Raw genomic sequence first — 15,633 nt, 5'->3', positions numbered from 1 at the left:
GACCCGCCAAACACTCGCTTATCAATTCAAGGACAGTTTCATCATGGGAAAAGCCACCGGTTTTCTGGAGTACGAGCGCATCGAAGAAGGCTACAAGCCCGTCGCCGAGCGCCTCAAGAACTACAAAGAGTTCGTCATCGCCCTGACGCCCGAGCAGGCGAAGGTGCAGGGCGCGCGCTGCATGGACTGCGGCACGCCGTTCTGCAACAACGGCTGCCCGGTCAACAACATCATTCCGGACTTCAATGATCTGGTGTATCGCGGCGACTGGGAGAACGCGATCAAGGTGCTGCACAGCACCAACAACTTCCCCGAGTTCACCGGCCGCATCTGCCCCGCGCCCTGCGAAGCCGCCTGCGTGGTGAACATCAACGCCGCGCCTATCGGCATCAAGAGCATCGAGCACGCGATCATCGACCGCGCCTGGGCCGAAGGCTGGGTCAAGCCCCTGCCGGCGACCGTGAAGACCGGCAAGACCGTGGCCGTGATCGGCGCGGGCCCGGCCGGCATGGCCGCGGCCCAGCAGCTGGCGCGTGCCGGCCATTCGGTCACGCTGTTCGAGAAGAACGACCGCATCGGCGGCCTGCTGCGCTACGGCATTCCCGACTTCAAGATGGAAAAGTCGCACATCGACCTGCGCGCCAAGCAGCTCGAAGCCGAAGGCGTGACCATCCGCTGCGGCGTGCTGGTCGCGGGTGCCGAAGGCCTGGGCAAGGATTCCAAGGTCACCAACTGGGCCAAGGAAACCGTGTCCCCCGAACAGCTGATGGCCGAATTCGACGCCGTGCTGCTGTCCGGCGGGGCCGAGCAGTCGCGTGACCTGCCCGTGCCGGGCCGCGAACTCAATGGCGTGCATTTCGCCATGGAGTTCCTGCCCCAGCAGAACAAGGTCAACGCCGGCGACAAGCTGAAGAACCAGATCCGCGCCGACGGCAAGACCGTCATCGTGATCGGTGGCGGCGATACCGGCAGCGATTGCGTCGGTACCTCGAACCGCCATGGCGCCGTGAACGTGACCCAGTTCGAACTGATGCCCATGCCGCCCGAGCAGGAGAACAAGCCGCTGGTCTGGCCTTACTGGCCCTACAAGCTGCGTACCTCGTCGAGCCATGACGAAGGCTGCGAGCGCGAGTTCGCCATCGGCACCAAGGAATTCATCGGTGAAAAGGGCCAACTCACGGGCGTCAAGACCGTGCGCCTGGAGTGGAAGGACGGCAAGATGGCCGAAGTTCCGGGCTCCGAGCAGATCCTCAAGGCCGACCTGGTGTTCCTGGCCATGGGCTTTGTGAGCCCCGTGGCCTCCATCCTCGAAGCCTTTGGTGTCGAGAAGGACCAGCGCGGCAACGCCAAGGCCACGACCGACGCGGCCGTCGGCTACGCCACCAGCGTGCCCAAGCTGTTCGCCGCCGGCGACATGCGCCGCGGCCAGTCGCTGGTCGTCTGGGCGATCCGCGAAGGCCGCCAGGCTGCACGCGCTGTCGATGCTTTCCTGATGGGCAAGAGCACGCTGCCACGCTGAGCCACTTAGGCCCCGCCAAGAGGCGCTTCCGCGAGGGGGCGCCTTTTTTTGGGTTTCAGCGCCGCATCAACAGGCGCGGTATGGCATCTTCCCCGCACCAGACCACTGCGTTCTGTCCGTGCCTGCGCCCCCATTCGCGCGCCGCTTCTTCGCCCATTCCTTCGACAAAGCAGCCGACTTCTGGCGGCCAGCCGTTGTGCGGGTGCGCGCCCAGCGCAGGGAGCCAATGCCAGCCGGCCTGTTGCAATTCCTGCTCCAGCCGGGATTGGCGTGCCTGGTTCTCGGCATCGGACAAAGACTGGCTCAAGGGATTCCAGGCCGTGATCACGCAGGCTGCGGCAGTGCGCTGATGTGCATACCAGGCCGCGAGCGCAGCGCTGGGCTGGTCTATGTGCAGCACGAAGTCCGGCCTGGCGTGAACGATGTAATCGGTCTCCTGGTAGGCCTTGATCAATGCGGGATCCATGAAGAAGCGGTCAGATGGTGGCATGGTGGTTGAAAACACAAGTGAAGCCAGGGGAGGTTTGACGCACTCTTATGCGTTTTACGCAGGTCTGGGCGACAATAGCCGCCTCCCTTGCATGTCGGCAGGCGCATTGCGCGTCTTTCGCCTGCTGCTTTTGCCGTGTTTCCTCATTTTTACCGCCATGAAAAAACGTAATCTCGTCGCGATGCTGGTCCTGAGCGCCATTTTGGCCGCCTGTGGCAAGAATGAGCCCAAGCCCGCTGCCGATGCAGCGCCGGCGCCGGCTGCTGCCGTGACCAAAGTCGTGGTCGGCCTGGACGACAACTTCCCGCCCATGGGTTTCCGTGACGAGAAGAACGAGCTGGTCGGTTTCGACATCGACCTGGCACGCGAAGCCGGCAAGCGCATGGGCCTCGACATGGAGTTCAAGCCCATCGACTGGAGCGCCAAGGAAGCCGAACTCGCGGGCAAGCGTGTCGACATGCTGTGGAACGGCTTGACCATCACCGAGCAGCGCAAGGAAAAGATCGCCTTCTCCGCGCCGTACATGGAAAACCACCAGATCATCGTGGTGCTGGCCAACGGCGGCATCAAGACCAAGGCCGATCTGGCCGGCAAGGTCGTGGGCGCGCAGGACGGCAGCTCGGCTGTCGACGCGATCAAGAAGGACGAAGCCGTGGCCGGCAGCTTCAAGCAATTGAAGACTTTTGGCGACAACATCACCGCGCTGATGGACCTGTCCGCCGGCCGCCTCGATGCCGTCGTGGTCGATGAAGTCGTGGGCCGCTTCCACGTCGCGAAGAAGGCCGAGGAGTACCGCGTGCTCGAAGAGAACTTCGGCGTCGAGGAATACGGCGTGGGCCTGCGCAAGGAAGACACGGAGCTGCTGACCAAGCTCGAAGCTTCGATGGCCGAGATGAAGAAGGACGGCAAGGCCGCTGAAATCGCCACCAAGTGGTTTGGCAAGGACATCATCAAGTAAGCAGACTGTCCAGCGCTTCGCACCGGCTGCGCCGTCACAGGCCTGCCGGTGTTTTGCGTTTCTGGACCACAAGGCAATTGCATGGAATACGTTCTCTCCCTTCTGGGGCCGCTGTCCCAGGGGGCGCTGGTCACACTGAAGCTGTTCGTGGTGACGCTGGTCCTGGCGGTGCCGCTGGGGCTGGCGCTGGCCTTGGCGCGCGTGTCGCGCTTTCGCGCGCTGGCGCGGCTGGTCAACGGCTATATCTGGCTGATGCGCGGCACGCCGCTGATGCTGCAGATGCTGTTCATCTACTTCGCGCTGCCGTTCGTGCCCGTGATCGGCGTTCGCTTTGACGACTTTCCGGCTGCCGTTGTCGCTTTCTCGCTCAATTACGCTGCCTACTTCGCGGAAATCTTCCGTGCGGGCATCCAGTCGATAGACCGCGGCCAGTACGAAGGCGCGAAAGTGCTGGGCCTGACCTACGGCCAGACCATGCGCCGCATCGTGCTGCCGCAGATCTGGCCGCGCATTCTGCCGCCCATGAGCAACGAGACCATCACCCTGGTCAAGGACACCTCGCTGATCTACGTGCTCGCGCTCAACGACCTGTTGCGCGCGGCGCGCGGCATCGTGCAGCGCGATTTCACCACCACGCCGTTCATCGTGGCCGCGTGCTTTTATCTTGTCATGACCCTGGTGCTGACCTGGGGCTTCCAGTACCTGGAGAAACGCTATGCCAAATACGACGCTTGAGAAGACGGCGGCGCCAGGCAGTGACGTGATGATCAGCGCGCGCGACATCTGCAAGGGCTTCAACGGCCTGCCGGTGCTGCGCAATGTGTCGCTCGACCTGCTGCGCGGCGAAGTGGTGGCCGTGATCGGCCCTTCGGGTTCGGGCAAGAGCACCTTTCTGCGCTGCCTCAACCATCTCGAAACCATAGACAGCGGTCACATCCACATCGAAGGCGAGCTGCTGGCCGAGACCAGTGCCGCGGGCGTCTGCAGCTATGTGCCCGACGCGCAGATCCGCCACATCGGCCGCAAGATGGGCATGGTGTTCCAGTCGTTCAATCTGTTCCCCCACCTCACGGTGCTCGAGAACGTGATCGAGGCGCCCATGGTCGTCAAAGGTCTGGCGCGCGGCCAGATCGTGCCCCGGGCCGAAGCGCTGCTGCAAAAAGTCGGTCTGTTGGAAAAACGCGACAGCTACCCGGCTCGTCTGTCGGGCGGGCAAAAGCAGCGCGTGGCCATCGCTCGCGCCCTGGCCATGGAGCCCGACATCCTGTTGTTCGATGAACCCACGTCGGCGCTGGACCCCGAACTCACGGGCGAAGTGCTGCGCACCATGCGCGAACTCGCCCAGGAGAACATGACCATGCTCGTGGTGACCCACGAAATGGGCTTTGCGCGCGAAGTCGCGCACCGCGTGGCGTTCATGGACCGCGGCGAGCTGATCGAGTCGGGCCCGGCCGCGGAATTCTTTGCGCAGCCAAAACACGCACGCACCCAGGCATTTCTGCACAATATGCTTTGACCGCATCCCCGAGCCCGCATCCACAACCATGGATCGTCGGGGGGTTAGTGTCAGCAAACATACATGAATGTATGTAATCGTTTAACATCACTTCCGTGATGCATATTTGTTTTTTCCTGTAGGAGCCGTAGGTCCATGACAGCACCCGCGCCCCTGGTCGAACTGCGCAACGTAACTTTTGGTTATGGTGAGCGGGTGATCCTGCGCGACCTGAGTTTGCAGATACCGCGCGGCAAGGTCACGGCGCTGATGGGAGCCTCGGGCGGTGGCAAGACCACCGTGCTGCGGCTGATCGGCGGACAGCAGCGCGCCCAGCAGGGCCAGGTGCTGTTCGACGGCAAGGACATAGGCGGCATGAACCAGGCGCAGCTCTATGCGGCGCGCCGGCGCATGGGCATGCTGTTCCAGTTCGGCGCGCTGTTCACCGACATGAGCGTGTTCGACAACGTGGCGTTCGCGCTGCGCGAGCACACCGATCTGCCCGAAGCGCTGGTGCGCGACATCGTGCTCATGAAGCTGCATGCCGTGGGCCTGCGCGGCGCGCGCGCCCTCATGCCCAGCGAAATCTCGGGCGGCATGGCGCGGCGCGTGGCGCTGGCGCGCGCGATCGCGCTGGACCCCGAACTCATCATGTACGACGAGCCTTTCGCCGGCCTGGACCCGATCGCGCTGGGCACGGCCGCGCACCTGATTCGCGAGCTCAACGACGCGATGGGCCTGACCACGGTGCTGGTGTCGCACGACGTCTTCGAGACTTTCCAGGTCGCCGACCATGTGATCATTCTCGGCCCGGCCTGTGTCGCGGCCCAGGGCACGCCGGCCGAAGTCATGGCCAGCACCGACCCGCTGGTCGACCAGTTCGTGCATGCGCGCGCCACCGGTCCCGTGCCTTTCCACTATCCGGGCCCCGATGCGGCCCAGGACTTCGGCCCCGGAGGTCGCGCATGAACCGCCTGCACCCCGCGCGCATAGGCCGCGCCGCACGCGAGCACTGCACGGCGATAGGCCAGGCCACGCGCCTGCTGCTGCGACTCATAGGCCTGCTGGGCGCGACGCTGCGCCGGCCGCGGCTGATGGGCGACCAGATCCACTTTCTCGGCAACTACTCGCTGGCCATCATCGGCGTGTCGGGCCTGTTCGTCGGCTTCGTGCTGGGCCTGCAAGGCTATTACACGCTGCAGCGCTACGGTTCGGCCGAAGCGCTGGGCCTGCTGGTGGCGCTGTCGCTGGTGCGCGAGCTGGGACCCGTGGTCACGGCGCTGCTGTTTGCCGGGCGCGCGGGTACGGCGCTCACGGCGGAAATCGGCTTGATGAAAGCCGGCGAGCAGCTCAGCGCCATGGAAATGATGGCCGTCGACCCGGTGCGCCGCATTCTCGCGCCGCGCTTCTGGGCCGGCGTGATCGTGCTGCCTTTGCTGGCCGCGGTGTTCAGCGCCGTCGGCGTGATCGGCGGCTGGATTGTCGGCGTGCTGATGATCGGCGTGGACGGCGGTGCTTTCTGGGGCCAGATGCAACAGGGCGTCGACTGGTGGGCCGATCTGGGCAATGGCGTTCTCAAGAGTCTGGTGTTCGGCGTGGCGGTGACCTTCGTGGCGCTGCTGCAGGGTTATCTGGCCAAGCCGACGCCCGAAGGTGTTTCCCGCGCGACAACGCGCACCGTGGTGATGGCCTCGCTGGCCATCTTGGGGCTGGACTTCCTGCTCACCGCGACGATGTTCAGTATTTGATGCTCCCACCAGGTGGGTGAGAGGAAGATTCATGCAGCAATCTAAAAGTGACGTGTGGGTGGGCTTGTTTGTTCTGCTCGGCGCAGCGGCCCTGGTGTTCTTGGCCTTGCAGTCGGCCAATCTGCTGAGCCTGAGCTTTCAGCAGACCTATCCCGTGAGCGCGCGTTTCGACAACATCGGCGGGCTCAAGCCCAAGGCCGCGGTACGCAGCGCCGGCGTGGTCGTGGGCCGCGTGCAGTCGATCACGTTCGACGACAAGACCTTCCAGGCCAGCGTCAACCTGGCGCTGGAAAAGCAATACAGCTTTCCCAAGGACAGCTCCCTGAAGATCCTGACCAGCGGACTGCTGGGCGATCAATACATCGGCATCGAGGCCGGTGCCGATGAAGCCGTGCTCGCTCCCGGCGACCGCATCATCGCCACCCAATCGGCCGTGGTGCTGGAAAACCTCATTGGACAGTTCCTTTACAACAAGGCGGAAGATGGTGGCTCCAGCGCTCCTGCACCGGAAAAACAATGACCACAATGAACTTCGCGGGCCTGCCCCGCACACAATTTTCCGTCGGGCCGGGCGGCCTTGCCGCGCTGGTGCTGACGCTCGCGCTGACCGGCTGTGCGACCACGACCGATCCCCAGGCCACGGCTGACGCAGCGACGCCCACCAAGGCTTCCAACCCTGCCGACCCGTTCGAGTCATTCAACCGCAGCATCTACGGCTTCAACACCGCGCTCGACGACGCGGTGCTCAAGCCCGTGGCCACGCTGTACCGCGATGTCACGCCCGCCGTCGCGCGTGACGGTGTCGGCAACTTCTTCGCCAACCTCGGCGACGCCTGGTCGTTCATCAACAACCTGGCCCAGGCCAAGGGCGAAGGCGCTTACTACAGCATCGTGCGCTTCAGCGTCAACACGGTGTTCGGTATCGGCGGACTGTTCGATGTGGCCAGCGAGATGGGGCTGCAGCGCAGTCCCCAGGACTTCGGCCTGACGCTGGGGCGCTGGGGCGTGCCCACCGGCCCTTATGTGGTGCTGCCGCTGCTGGGCCCTTCGACGGTGCGCGACACCGCGGCCCTTCCGGTCGACATCAAGGGCAACCTGCTCGGTTACACGCATGACGTGCCGGCGCGCAACAGCCTGTCGGTGCTGGGTCTGGTCGACAAGCGCGCACGCCTGCTGCAGGCCGGCGACATGCTCGATGCCGTGGCGCTCGACAAGTACAGCCTGACGCGCGACGTCTACCTGCAGTTGCGCGGCCAGCGCTCGCAGGGCGACGGCCTCGATACCGAAGATTTCGGCGATGACGGCGACGCCGGCATGCTGCCTCCCGAAGAGTGAGCGCCGCTTGCATCTGCTTGCAACCCTTGACATGCGCGTCATCAACCTGCTGACGCGCTCAAGCACAATCGAAGACGACAAGGCCTGCAAGGCCTTCGCTTCAAAAAGGAAAATACGATGATCAATCGACGTATCTGGGCCACTACCGCTGCCGCCTGGCTGGCTCTGTCGGCGCTGCCCATGGCGGCAATGGCCGCCGATGAAACTCCCGATGCACTGGTCAAGCGCGTTTCTGCCGACGTGCTCGAAACCATTCGTAACGACCCGTCGCTCAAAACCGCCGATGTGGCGCGCATCAGCGCACTGGTCGACAAGGTGGTCATGCCGCATGTGAACTTCCAGCGCATGACGTCCGCCGCGGTCGGCCCGAAGTGGCGCGAAGCCACGCCCGAGCAGAAACAGCGTCTGCAGGCCGAATTCAAAGCCTTGCTGATCCGCACCTATTCGGGCGCGCTGGCCCAGGTCAATGACCAGACCGTGGTCGTGAAGCCCATGCGCGCTGCGGCCGGTGACAAGGACGTGCTGGTGCGCACCGAAGTGCGTGGCAAGGGCGACCCCATCCAGCTCGACTATCGTCTGGAGCAGAACGCCCAGGGCGCATGGCGCATCTACAACCTGAACGTGCTGGGCGTGTGGCTGGTCGAAACCTACCGCAGCCAGTTCGCCCAGGAAATCAATGCGCGCGGCATCGATGGCCTGATCCAGGCGCTGGCGTCGCGCAACAAGGTCTGAGGCCAGACGCCATGGACCTGCAACTGCCCGCCGAGCTGACGCATGCGCAGGCGCGTGCCTGCGCGCAGGCGCTGTCTGCGCAGATCGCCGCCGCGCCCGCGGGCCGGGTCGACATCGACGCGTCGGCGCTGATCACTTTCGATTCCTCGGCGCTGGCCGTGCTGCTCGACTGCCGGCGCACGGCGCTGGCAGCGGGCAAATCGCTCGCGGTCGCGGGCCTTCCGGCCGGGCTGCAGTCCATGGCCAGGCTCTACGGCGTACAGGCGCTGCTCGCGCCCGCGGCGGCTGCGCAGGCCGCCTGAGACCCTTCGCACCGGCGGTGCACGCGGCTTTCGTCGGGGCCGGCAGCGAACAATGCAGGCCCGGGCTTAAAATGCCAAGTTCCCATGCCCGCTGTCTCATTCCAATCCATCTCCAAGACCTACCGCACGCCCAAGGGCGTGTTCCGGGCCCTCAATGACGTCAGCCTGGACATCGAGGAGGGCGAGTTCTTCGGCCTGCTCGGGCCCAACGGGGCAGGCAAGACCACCTTGATCAGCATTCTGGCTGGCTTGGCGCGCGCCGACAGCGGCAAGGTGCTGGTCCAGGGCAGCGATGTCCAGGCCGACTACGCCCAGGCGCGGCGCAAGCTGGGCATCGTGCCGCAGGAGCTGGTGTTCGACCCGTTCTTCAATGTGCGCGAAGCGCTGCGCTTCCAGTCGGGCTACTTCGGCGTCAAGCACAACGACGCCTGGATCGACGAACTGCTGCACAGCCTGGGCCTGACCGACAAGGCAGACGCCAACATGCGCCAGCTGTCGGGCGGCATGAAGCGCCGCGTGCTGGTCGCGCAGGCGCTGGTGCACAAACCACCGATCATCGTGCTCGACGAACCCACGGCGGGCGTCGACGTCGAGTTGCGCCAAACCTTGTGGCACTTCATCGCCAAGCTCAACAAGCAAGGCCATACCGTGCTGCTGACCACCCATTACCTCGAAGAGGCCGAAGCGCTGTGCAGCCGCGTCGCCATGCTCAAGCAGGGCGAAGTCGTCAAGCTGTCGAGCATGTCCGACCTGCTCAAGTCGGCCTCGGCCAATGTGCTGCAGTTCAAGACCAACAGCCTCCTGCCGGAACACCTGCGCACGGCAGCGCGCATCACCGGGCGCATCGTGCAGATGCCCGCGCACGACGCGGGCGATATCGAGCGTTACCTTTCCGCGCTGCGTGAAGCCGGCGTGGTGATCGAAGACATGGAAATCCGCCGCGCCGATCTGGAAGATGTATTTTTGAATGTGATGGGCGAAGCCAAGGCATCCACCGGGAGCGTCGCATGAGAGGCTGGCAGACCCTGTTCTACAAGGAAGTGCTGCGCTTCTGGAAAGTCAGTTTCCAGACCGTGGCCGCGCCCGTGCTCACGGCCGTGCTGTACCTGCTGGTGTTCGGCCATGTGCTCGAAGGCCGGGTGCTGGTCTATGACCGCATCAGCTACACCGCGTTCCTGATTCCCGGCCTGGTGATGATGAGCGTGCTGCAGAACGCCTTTGCCAACAGCTCTTCGAGTATCGTGCAGAGCAAGATCATGGGCTCGATGGTGTTCATCCTGCTCACGCCGCTGTCGCACTGGGCCTGGTTCACGGCCTATGTGGGCTCGTCGGTGCTGCGCGGACTGCTGGTCGGCCTGGGCGTGTTCATCGTCACGCTGTTCTTCGCCGTGCCAGAATTCGCCGCGCCGGTCTGGATCCTGGTGTTCGTGGTGCTGGGCGCCGCGCTGCTGGGCACGCTGGGCGTCATTGCCGGGCTCTGGGCCGACAAGTTCGACCAGATGGCCGCGTTCCAGAATTTCCTGATCATGCCCATGACCTTCCTGTCGGGCGTGTTCTATTCGATACAGTCGCTGCCGCCGTTTTGGCAGACAGTAAGCCACCTGAACCCGTTCTTCTACATGATCGACGGCTTCCGCTACGGTTTCTTCGGCCAGAGCGATGTTTCGCCCTGGATCAGCCTGGCCATCGTCGGCGGTGCCTGGCTTGCCGTGAGCGCGCTGGCGGTGCATCTGCTGCGTACCGGTTACAAGATTCGCCACTGAGTCGCTTCGCGATGACTCTTTTTGTTTGCCCCCTTACCCCGGCCCCTGTGGCCGGGGCTTCGCAGGCCGCTACCGCGGGACTGCGCGAGATCTGACATGACTGCCGACCAACTCAAAGCCATCATCAGCGCAGGCCTGGCCTGTGAACTCCTGGAAGTCGAAGGTGACGGAAGTCACTGGTACGCAACCATCGTCAGCACCGCGTTCGACGGTCAGCGCCCGCTGCAGCGCCAGCGCCTGGTCTACGGCACCCTGGGTGACCGCATCCAGACCAATGAGGTCCATGCGCTGTCGATGAAGACTTTCAGCCCCGCCGAGTGGGCCAACAAGGCCTGAGGCCTGCAAGCAACGCCTTCGCGCCTGCGAACAATGCCTTCGCGCCAGCGCTCAAGGCCGTTTCAACTTTTATTTGGGCTCATCAGCCATGGACAAACTCCTGATTCGCGGCGGTCATCCGCTGCACGGCGAAGTGTCGATTTCCGGCGCCAAGAACGCCGCCTTGCCCGATCTGTGCGCCGCGCTGCTCACGGACGAGCCGGTGGTGCTGCGCAATGTGCCGCGTCTGCAGGACGTGTCGACCATGCTCAAGCTGATTCGCAACATGGGCGTCGAAGCCGAGCATGCGTCCGACGGTTCGGTGCGCATCGACGCCAGCCGCCTGTCGACGCCCGAGGCACCATACGAGCTGGTCAAGACCATGCGCGCATCGGTGCTCGCGCTGGGCCCGCTGCTGGCGCGCTTCGGTGAAGCCACGGTGTCGCTGCCCGGCGGCTGCGCCATCGGCTCGCGCCCGGTCGAGCAGCACATCAAGGGTCTGCAGGCCATGGGCGCGCAGATCGTCGTCGAGCATGGCTACATGATCGCCAAGCTGCCCGCGGGCCGCACGCGCCTGCAGGGCACGCGCATCACGACCGACATGGTCACCGTGACCGGCACCGAGAACTTCCTGATGGCCGCGTCGCTGGCCGAAGGCGAGACGGTGCTCGAGAACGCGGCGATGGAGCCCGAAATCGTCGATCTGGCCGAAATGCTGATCAAGATGGGTGCGCGCATCCAGGGCCATGGCACGAGCCGCATCACCATCCAGGGCGTGGAACGCCTGCACGGCTGCGACCACCAGGTGGTCGCCGACCGCATCGAAACCGGTACCTTCCTGTGCGCCGTCGCGGCCACGGGCGGCGATGTGGTGCTGCGCCATGCGCGCGTCGACCACCTCGGCGCGGTACTCGACAAGCTGCGTGACGCAGGCGTGCATATCGAGGAACTGCCCGATGGCCTGCGCGTGCAGTCCCAGGGCCGGCTCAAGGGCCAGAGCTTTCGCACCACCGAATACCCGGGCTTCCCCACCGACATGCAGGCCCAGTTCATGGCGCTGAACGTCATTTCCCATGGCGCGGTGTCGGTGACCGAAACGATTTTCGAAAACCGCTTCATGCATGTCAACGAACTGGTGCGCCTGGGCGCGAAGATCCAGATCGACGGCAAGGTGGCGCTGGTCGAAGGCGTGGAACGCCTGTCGGGCGCGACCGTGATGGCCACCGACCTGCGCGCTTCGGCGAGCCTGGTGATCGCCGGCCTGGTCGCCACGGGCGAAACCGTTGTCGACCGCATCTACCACCTCGACCGTGGCTACGACTGCATGGAAGCCAAGCTGCGCGCGATCGGCGCCGATATTGAAAGAGTCTGATGATTACCCTTGCCCTGTCCAAAGGCCGGATCTTTGAAGAAACCCTGCCGCTGCTGGCCGCCGCCGGCATCGAAGTGCTGGAAGATCCCGAAAAATCGCGCAAGCTGATTTTGACCACCAACCAGCCCGACCTGCGCGTGGTGCTGGTGCGTGCCACCGATGTGCCGACCTACGTGCAGTACGGCGGTGCCGACCTGGGCGTGACCGGCAAGGACACGCTGATCGAGCATGGCGCGCAAGGCCTGTACCAGCCGCTGGATCTGCGCATCGCGCAGTGCCGCGTGAGCGTTGCAGTGCGCGCCGATTTCGACTACGCGCTGGCCGTGAAGCAGGGCTCGCGCCTCAAGGTCGCGACCAAGTACACCGAGATCGCGCGCAACTTCTTCGCCAGCAAGGGCGTGCACGTCGACATGATCAAGCTCTACGGCAGCATGGAACTCGCGCCGCTCACGGGCCTGGCCGACGCCATCGTCGATCTGGTCTCCACGGGCAATACGCTCAAGGCCAACCATCTGGTCGAAGTCGAACGCATCATGGACATCAGCTCGCACCTGGTCGTGAACCAGGCGGCACTCAAGCTCAAGCAGGCGCCCATGCGCCGCCTGATCGACGTGTTCGCGCGCGCCACGCAGGCCCAGACCCAGGCCTGAACCCACGCCCTCATTGAAGCCGGAAAAAATGAAAGCCACGCCCCTTCGCCTGCGCACCGACAGCGCCGATTTTGAAACCGCCTTCCAGGCCCGCCTGCATTGGTCGGCCGATACCGATGCGGCCATCGAGCAGCGCGTGGCCGACATCCTGGCCGACGTGCAAAAGCGCGGCGACGCCGCGGTGCTCGAGTACACGCAGCGTTTCGACGGCCTCGCGGCCGCGCAAATGTCGGCGCTCGAACTCACGGCCGAAGAACTCAAGGCCGCGTTCGACGGTCTGCCCGATGTTCAGCGCGAAGCGCTGCAGGCGGCCGCCGAGCGCGTGCGCCGCTACCATGAGGCGCAGAAGAAGGCCAGCGGCGAAAGCTGGAGCTATCGCGACGAAGACGGCACGCTGCTGGGCCAGAAGGTCACGCCGCTGGACCGCGTAGGCATCTATGTGCCCGGCGGCAAGGCCGCGTATCCGTCGAGCGTGCTGATGAACGCGATTCCGGCCCATGTGGCGGGTGTCGGTGAAATCATCATGGTCGTGCCCACGCCCCAGGGCGCGAAGAACGCGCTGGTGCTGGCCGCGGCCCACGTGGCCGGCGTGCACCGCGCGTTCACCATCGGCGGCGCCCAGGCCGTGGGCGCGCTGGCCTACGGCACGCAGACCGTGCCCAAGGTCGACAAGATCACCGGCCCGGGCAATGCCTATGTCGCCAGCGCCAAGAAGCGCGTGTTCGGCACCGTGGGCATCGACATGATCGCCGGCCCGTCGGAAATCCTGGTGATTGCCGACGGCAGCACGCCCGCCGAATGGGTGGCGATGGACCTGTTCAGCCAGGCCGAGCACGACGAACTCGCGCAAAGCATTCTGCTGAGCCCCGACGCCGACTATCTCGACGCCGTGCAGCGCGAAATCGACCGCCTGCTGCCAGAGATGCCGCGCGCGGAAATCATCGCCAAGAGCCTCAACGACCGCGGCGCGCTGATCCTCACGCGCGACATGGAAGAAGCCTGCGCGATCAGCAACCGCATCGCGCCCGAGCATCTCGAAGTCTCCAGCCAGGACCCGCACCGCTGGGAGCCGCTGCTGCGCCACGCGGGCGCGATCTTCCTCGGCGCCTACACCAGCGAATCGCTGGGCGACTACTGCGCCGGCCCCAACCACGTGCTGCCCACCAGCGGCACGGCGCGCTTTTCCTCGCCGCTGGGCGTCTATGACTTCCAGAAACGTTCGAGCCTGATCGAGGTCAGCGAAGCGGGTGCCCAGACGCTGGGGCGCATTGCCTCGGTGCTGGCCCATGGCGAAGGCCTGCAAGGCCATGCGCGGGCTGCGGAAATGCGCTTGAAGGACTGATTTTTCCGCTCCAAGCCGGAGCGAATCCAAGCCACGGTCTTGCAATAAGCCGTGGCTTTTTTTATCTGCCATCATAAATGCACGAACTTCGTGAAGCACGAATTTCGTGTCACACGAAGTTCGTGTAAACTTGCGCATATGAAGAACGTGACCATCACCGTGGACGACAACGTGCTCGAATGGGCCCGGGTCGAAGCCGCGCGGCGCGGCACCAGTGTGTCTCGCATGGTCGGCGACTTCCTGGCCGAAATGCAGCGCCGCGAAGACGCTTATGAGCGTGCCTACCTCGCCTGGCGCACCGACGAGCGCACCTGGGAAGCCGATGACAGCGCCGCCGTGGCGCGCAGCGTGTGCTTTGCGCGCATGGGAGACTCCGCATGAGCCGGCCCAACCCGCTGCGCCAGCCGGTGTTCGTCGACACCTCGGTGCTGGTGAGCGCCGAAAATATTGCCGATCCCGCGCAGGCCGCCGTGCTGGCCTGGCTGGACCGCCTGTGGCGCGAGCGCCTGGGCCGGGTGAGCGCGCAGGTGCTCGCCGAGTTCTATGAAACCGTGACCGGCGCGCGCCAGCGGCCCATGCCCCAGGGCGATGCGCGTGCGGCCATGCGCCGTTATCAAACCTGGACGCCATGGCAGATCGATGCCGCGACGTTCGAGACCGCCTGGGCCGTCGAGGCCCGCCACCAGCTTGCCTGGGGCGATTGCCTGGCGCTGGCCGCGGCCCAGCACAGCGGCTGTGAGACGCTGCTGTCGCTGCAGTTGCCGCACGGCGCGCAGTATGGCGGCGTGCAGATCATTCATCCCGTCCAGCAGCCCATCGTGGCCTTGACTGGCGCCGGGGCAGAGGACTGAAGTCATGACACAACCCCAGAATTTTTCGCGCGCCCTGGAGCGCATCCGCCCCGACGTGCGCGCCATGCATGCCTATGTAGTGCAGCCCGCGACCGGCATGCTCAAGATGGACGCGATGGAAAATCCGTTCGGTCTGCCCGCCGCACTGCAGGCCGCGCTGGGCGCGCGCCTCGGTGCCTTGCCGCTGAACCGCTACCCCGGCGAGCGGCTCGAAGACCTGAAGACGGCGCTGATGGACTACGCGGGCGCGCCCGCGGGCTCGGCCATCCTGTTGGGCAATGGCTCGGATGAAATCATTTCGCTGCTGGCCCTGGCCTGCGCCCAGGCCGGCGAGCGCGCCAAGCTGCTCGCGCCCATGCCGGGCTTCGTGATGTATCCGATGAGCGCGCAGCTCCAGGGCCTGGACTTCGTCAACGTGTCGCTGGACGCCGATTTCGAACTCGATGAAGCGGCGATGGTCGCGGCGATTGCCGAGCACCGTCCTGCAATCACCTATCTGGCCTACCCGAACAACCCCACGGCCACGCTCTGGGACGAAGCCGTGGTGCAGCGCGTGATCGACGCCGCGGGCGAACACGGCGGCCTGGTGGTCATGGACGAAGCCTACCAGCCGTTCGCCAGCCGCAGCTGGCTCGCGCGCATGCACGCCGAGCCCGAGCGCAATGCGCATGTGCTGCTGATGCGCACGCTCAGCAAGTTCGGCCTGGCGGGCGTGCGCCTGGGCTATTTGATCGGCCCCGCGGCCCTGGTCGGAGAAATCG

At 64.9% G+C, this 15,633-nt stretch carries 20 protein-coding genes; 19 read left to right on the top strand and 1 reads right to left on the bottom strand.

The genetic code is table 11. The features are described from left to right. The first annotated feature begins 43 nt into the window (after positions 1 to 43). Positions 44 to 1,519, top strand: coding sequence for a glutamate synthase subunit beta (locus KHY18_RS16935; RefSeq protein WP_213302374.1), 1,476 nt, complete (start codon positions 44 to 46; stop codon positions 1,517 to 1,519). 55 nt (positions 1,520 to 1,574) lie between these two features. Here the strand turns inward: KHY18_RS16935 and KHY18_RS16930 are convergent, their stop codons facing one another. Then, entirely contained in the window at positions 1,575 to 2,009 is a 435-nt protein-coding gene (locus KHY18_RS16930) for a DUF3293 domain-containing protein (RefSeq protein WP_213302372.1), read from the bottom strand. Between the two features lie 157 nt (positions 2,010 to 2,166). Between KHY18_RS16930 and KHY18_RS16925 the strand changes: the two genes are divergently transcribed. The 18 genes from KHY18_RS16925 to KHY18_RS16840 form a co-directional block, all read left to right on the top strand. Next, a complete protein-coding gene (locus tag KHY18_RS16925; RefSeq protein ID WP_213302370.1) occupies positions 2,167 to 2,967 on the top strand; it encodes an amino acid ABC transporter substrate-binding protein in 801 nt (266 codons plus the stop codon). Between the two features lie 81 nt (positions 2,968 to 3,048). Next, a complete protein-coding gene (locus tag KHY18_RS16920; protein ID WP_213302368.1) occupies positions 3,049 to 3,702 on the top strand; it encodes an amino acid ABC transporter permease in 654 nt (217 codons plus the stop codon). Then, complete coding sequence (locus KHY18_RS16915; protein ID WP_283771338.1) at positions 3,683 to 4,483, top strand: amino acid ABC transporter ATP-binding protein; 801 nt, start codon at positions 3,683 to 3,685, stop codon at positions 4,481 to 4,483. The genes KHY18_RS16920 and KHY18_RS16915 overlap by 20 nt, the downstream gene beginning before the upstream one ends. A gap of 135 nt (positions 4,484 to 4,618) precedes the next feature. Further along, positions 4,619 to 5,431 carry an ABC transporter ATP-binding protein gene (locus KHY18_RS16910; protein ID WP_213302366.1) on the top strand — a complete coding sequence of 271 codons (813 nt, stop codon included), beginning with the start codon at positions 4,619 to 4,621 and terminating at the stop codon, positions 5,429 to 5,431. Then, positions 5,428 to 6,210, top strand: coding sequence for a lipid asymmetry maintenance ABC transporter permease subunit MlaE (gene mlaE, locus KHY18_RS16905; protein ID WP_213302362.1), 783 nt, complete (start codon positions 5,428 to 5,430; stop codon positions 6,208 to 6,210). Before KHY18_RS16910 ends, mlaE begins: the two co-directional genes overlap by 4 nt. 31 nt (positions 6,211 to 6,241) lie before the next feature. After that, positions 6,242 to 6,730 carry an outer membrane lipid asymmetry maintenance protein MlaD gene (gene mlaD / locus KHY18_RS16900; RefSeq protein WP_213302360.1) on the top strand — a complete coding sequence of 163 codons (489 nt, stop codon included), beginning with the start codon at positions 6,242 to 6,244 and terminating at the stop codon, positions 6,728 to 6,730. Positions 6,731 to 6,735: 5 nt separating this feature from the next. Beyond that, positions 6,736 to 7,545: an MlaA family lipoprotein gene (locus KHY18_RS16895; RefSeq protein ID WP_249729184.1), complete on the top strand. Its 810-nt coding sequence runs from the start codon at positions 6,736 to 6,738 to the stop codon at positions 7,543 to 7,545. A 117-nt stretch (positions 7,546 to 7,662) separates the two neighbouring features. Continuing rightward, positions 7,663 to 8,277: an MlaC/ttg2D family ABC transporter substrate-binding protein gene (locus KHY18_RS16890; RefSeq protein WP_213302357.1), complete on the top strand. Its 615-nt coding sequence runs from the start codon at positions 7,663 to 7,665 to the stop codon at positions 8,275 to 8,277. Between the two features lie 11 nt (positions 8,278 to 8,288). Further along, a complete protein-coding gene (locus tag KHY18_RS16885) occupies positions 8,289 to 8,579 on the top strand; it encodes an STAS domain-containing protein (RefSeq protein WP_213302356.1) in 291 nt (96 codons plus the stop codon). Positions 8,580 to 8,663: 84 nt separating this feature from the next. Then, complete coding sequence (locus KHY18_RS16880; protein WP_213302355.1) at positions 8,664 to 9,590, top strand: ABC transporter ATP-binding protein; 927 nt, start codon at positions 8,664 to 8,666, stop codon at positions 9,588 to 9,590. Continuing rightward, on the top strand, positions 9,587 to 10,342 hold the full coding sequence (locus KHY18_RS16875) for an ABC transporter permease (protein WP_213302354.1): 756 nt from the start codon (positions 9,587 to 9,589) through the stop codon (positions 10,340 to 10,342). Before KHY18_RS16880 ends, KHY18_RS16875 begins: the two co-directional genes overlap by 4 nt. A 96-nt stretch (positions 10,343 to 10,438) precedes the next feature. After that, entirely contained in the window at positions 10,439 to 10,678 is a 240-nt protein-coding gene (locus KHY18_RS16870; protein WP_213302352.1) for a BolA family protein, read from the top strand. Between the two features lie 88 nt (positions 10,679 to 10,766). Beyond that, positions 10,767 to 12,029: a UDP-N-acetylglucosamine 1-carboxyvinyltransferase gene (murA, locus tag KHY18_RS16865; RefSeq protein ID WP_213302349.1), complete on the top strand. Its 1,263-nt coding sequence runs from the start codon at positions 10,767 to 10,769 to the stop codon at positions 12,027 to 12,029. Next, on the top strand, positions 12,029 to 12,679 hold the full coding sequence (gene hisG / locus KHY18_RS16860) for an ATP phosphoribosyltransferase (protein WP_213302346.1): 651 nt from the start codon (positions 12,029 to 12,031) through the stop codon (positions 12,677 to 12,679). The genes murA and hisG overlap by 1 nt, the downstream gene beginning before the upstream one ends. A gap of 28 nt (positions 12,680 to 12,707) precedes the next feature. Continuing rightward, on the top strand, positions 12,708 to 14,021 hold the full coding sequence (hisD, locus tag KHY18_RS16855; protein ID WP_213302343.1) for a histidinol dehydrogenase: 1,314 nt from the start codon (positions 12,708 to 12,710) through the stop codon (positions 14,019 to 14,021). A gap of 138 nt (positions 14,022 to 14,159) precedes the next feature. After that, positions 14,160 to 14,402 carry a DUF6364 family protein gene (locus tag KHY18_RS16850; RefSeq protein WP_213302340.1) on the top strand — a complete coding sequence of 81 codons (243 nt, stop codon included), beginning with the start codon at positions 14,160 to 14,162 and terminating at the stop codon, positions 14,400 to 14,402. Next, positions 14,399 to 14,872 (top strand): PIN domain-containing protein, encoded by a 474-nt coding sequence (locus tag KHY18_RS16845; RefSeq protein WP_213302337.1) that lies wholly within the window; start codon positions 14,399 to 14,401, stop codon positions 14,870 to 14,872. The genes KHY18_RS16850 and KHY18_RS16845 overlap by 4 nt, the downstream gene beginning before the upstream one ends. A 4-nt stretch (positions 14,873 to 14,876) precedes the next feature. After that, positions 14,877 to 15,633 (top strand): pyridoxal phosphate-dependent aminotransferase (locus tag KHY18_RS16840; RefSeq protein ID WP_213302334.1); only part of this gene is annotated, 757 nt, incomplete at its 3' end.

Origin of the sequence: Acidovorax sp. CCYZU-2555, assembly GCF_018413525.1 — a bacterium.
In the GTDB taxonomy this organism is placed as follows: Bacteria; Pseudomonadota; Gammaproteobacteria; order Burkholderiales; family Burkholderiaceae_C; genus Comamonas.
Note: the sequence above shows the minus strand (reverse complement) of the source record. Positions and strands in the feature narration are given on the sequence as shown.

Coding starts and splice junctions, on each gene's coding strand:
- KHY18_RS16870 (WP_213302352.1), top strand. CDS start 10,439: ATGACTGCCGACCAACTCAAAGCCATCATCAGCGCAGGCCTGGCCTGT.
- mlaD (WP_213302360.1), top strand. CDS start 6,242: ATGCAGCAATCTAAAAGTGACGTGTGGGTGGGCTTGTTTGTTCTGCTC.
- KHY18_RS16910 (WP_213302366.1), top strand. CDS start 4,619: ATGACAGCACCCGCGCCCCTGGTCGAACTGCGCAACGTAACTTTTGGT.
- mlaE (WP_213302362.1), top strand. CDS start 5,428: ATGAACCGCCTGCACCCCGCGCGCATAGGCCGCGCCGCACGCGAGCAC.
- KHY18_RS16930 (WP_213302372.1), bottom strand. CDS start 2,009: ATGCCACCATCTGACCGCTTCTTCATGGATCCCGCATTGATCAAGGCC.
- KHY18_RS16935 (WP_213302374.1), top strand. CDS start 44: ATGGGAAAAGCCACCGGTTTTCTGGAGTACGAGCGCATCGAAGAAGGC.
- KHY18_RS16880 (WP_213302355.1), top strand. CDS start 8,664: ATGCCCGCTGTCTCATTCCAATCCATCTCCAAGACCTACCGCACGCCC.
- KHY18_RS16845 (WP_213302337.1), top strand. CDS start 14,399: ATGAGCCGGCCCAACCCGCTGCGCCAGCCGGTGTTCGTCGACACCTCG.
- KHY18_RS16850 (WP_213302340.1), top strand. CDS start 14,160: ATGAAGAACGTGACCATCACCGTGGACGACAACGTGCTCGAATGGGCC.
- KHY18_RS16890 (WP_213302357.1), top strand. CDS start 7,663: ATGATCAATCGACGTATCTGGGCCACTACCGCTGCCGCCTGGCTGGCT.
- hisG (WP_213302346.1), top strand. CDS start 12,029: ATGATTACCCTTGCCCTGTCCAAAGGCCGGATCTTTGAAGAAACCCTG.
- KHY18_RS16885 (WP_213302356.1), top strand. CDS start 8,289: ATGGACCTGCAACTGCCCGCCGAGCTGACGCATGCGCAGGCGCGTGCC.
- hisD (WP_213302343.1), top strand. CDS start 12,708: ATGAAAGCCACGCCCCTTCGCCTGCGCACCGACAGCGCCGATTTTGAA.
- KHY18_RS16915 (WP_283771338.1), top strand. CDS start 3,683: ATGCCAAATACGACGCTTGAGAAGACGGCGGCGCCAGGCAGTGACGTG.
- KHY18_RS16925 (WP_213302370.1), top strand. CDS start 2,167: ATGAAAAAACGTAATCTCGTCGCGATGCTGGTCCTGAGCGCCATTTTG.
- KHY18_RS16920 (WP_213302368.1), top strand. CDS start 3,049: ATGGAATACGTTCTCTCCCTTCTGGGGCCGCTGTCCCAGGGGGCGCTG.
- KHY18_RS16875 (WP_213302354.1), top strand. CDS start 9,587: ATGAGAGGCTGGCAGACCCTGTTCTACAAGGAAGTGCTGCGCTTCTGG.
- KHY18_RS16895 (WP_249729184.1), top strand. CDS start 6,736: ATGAACTTCGCGGGCCTGCCCCGCACACAATTTTCCGTCGGGCCGGGC.
- murA (WP_213302349.1), top strand. CDS start 10,767: ATGGACAAACTCCTGATTCGCGGCGGTCATCCGCTGCACGGCGAAGTG.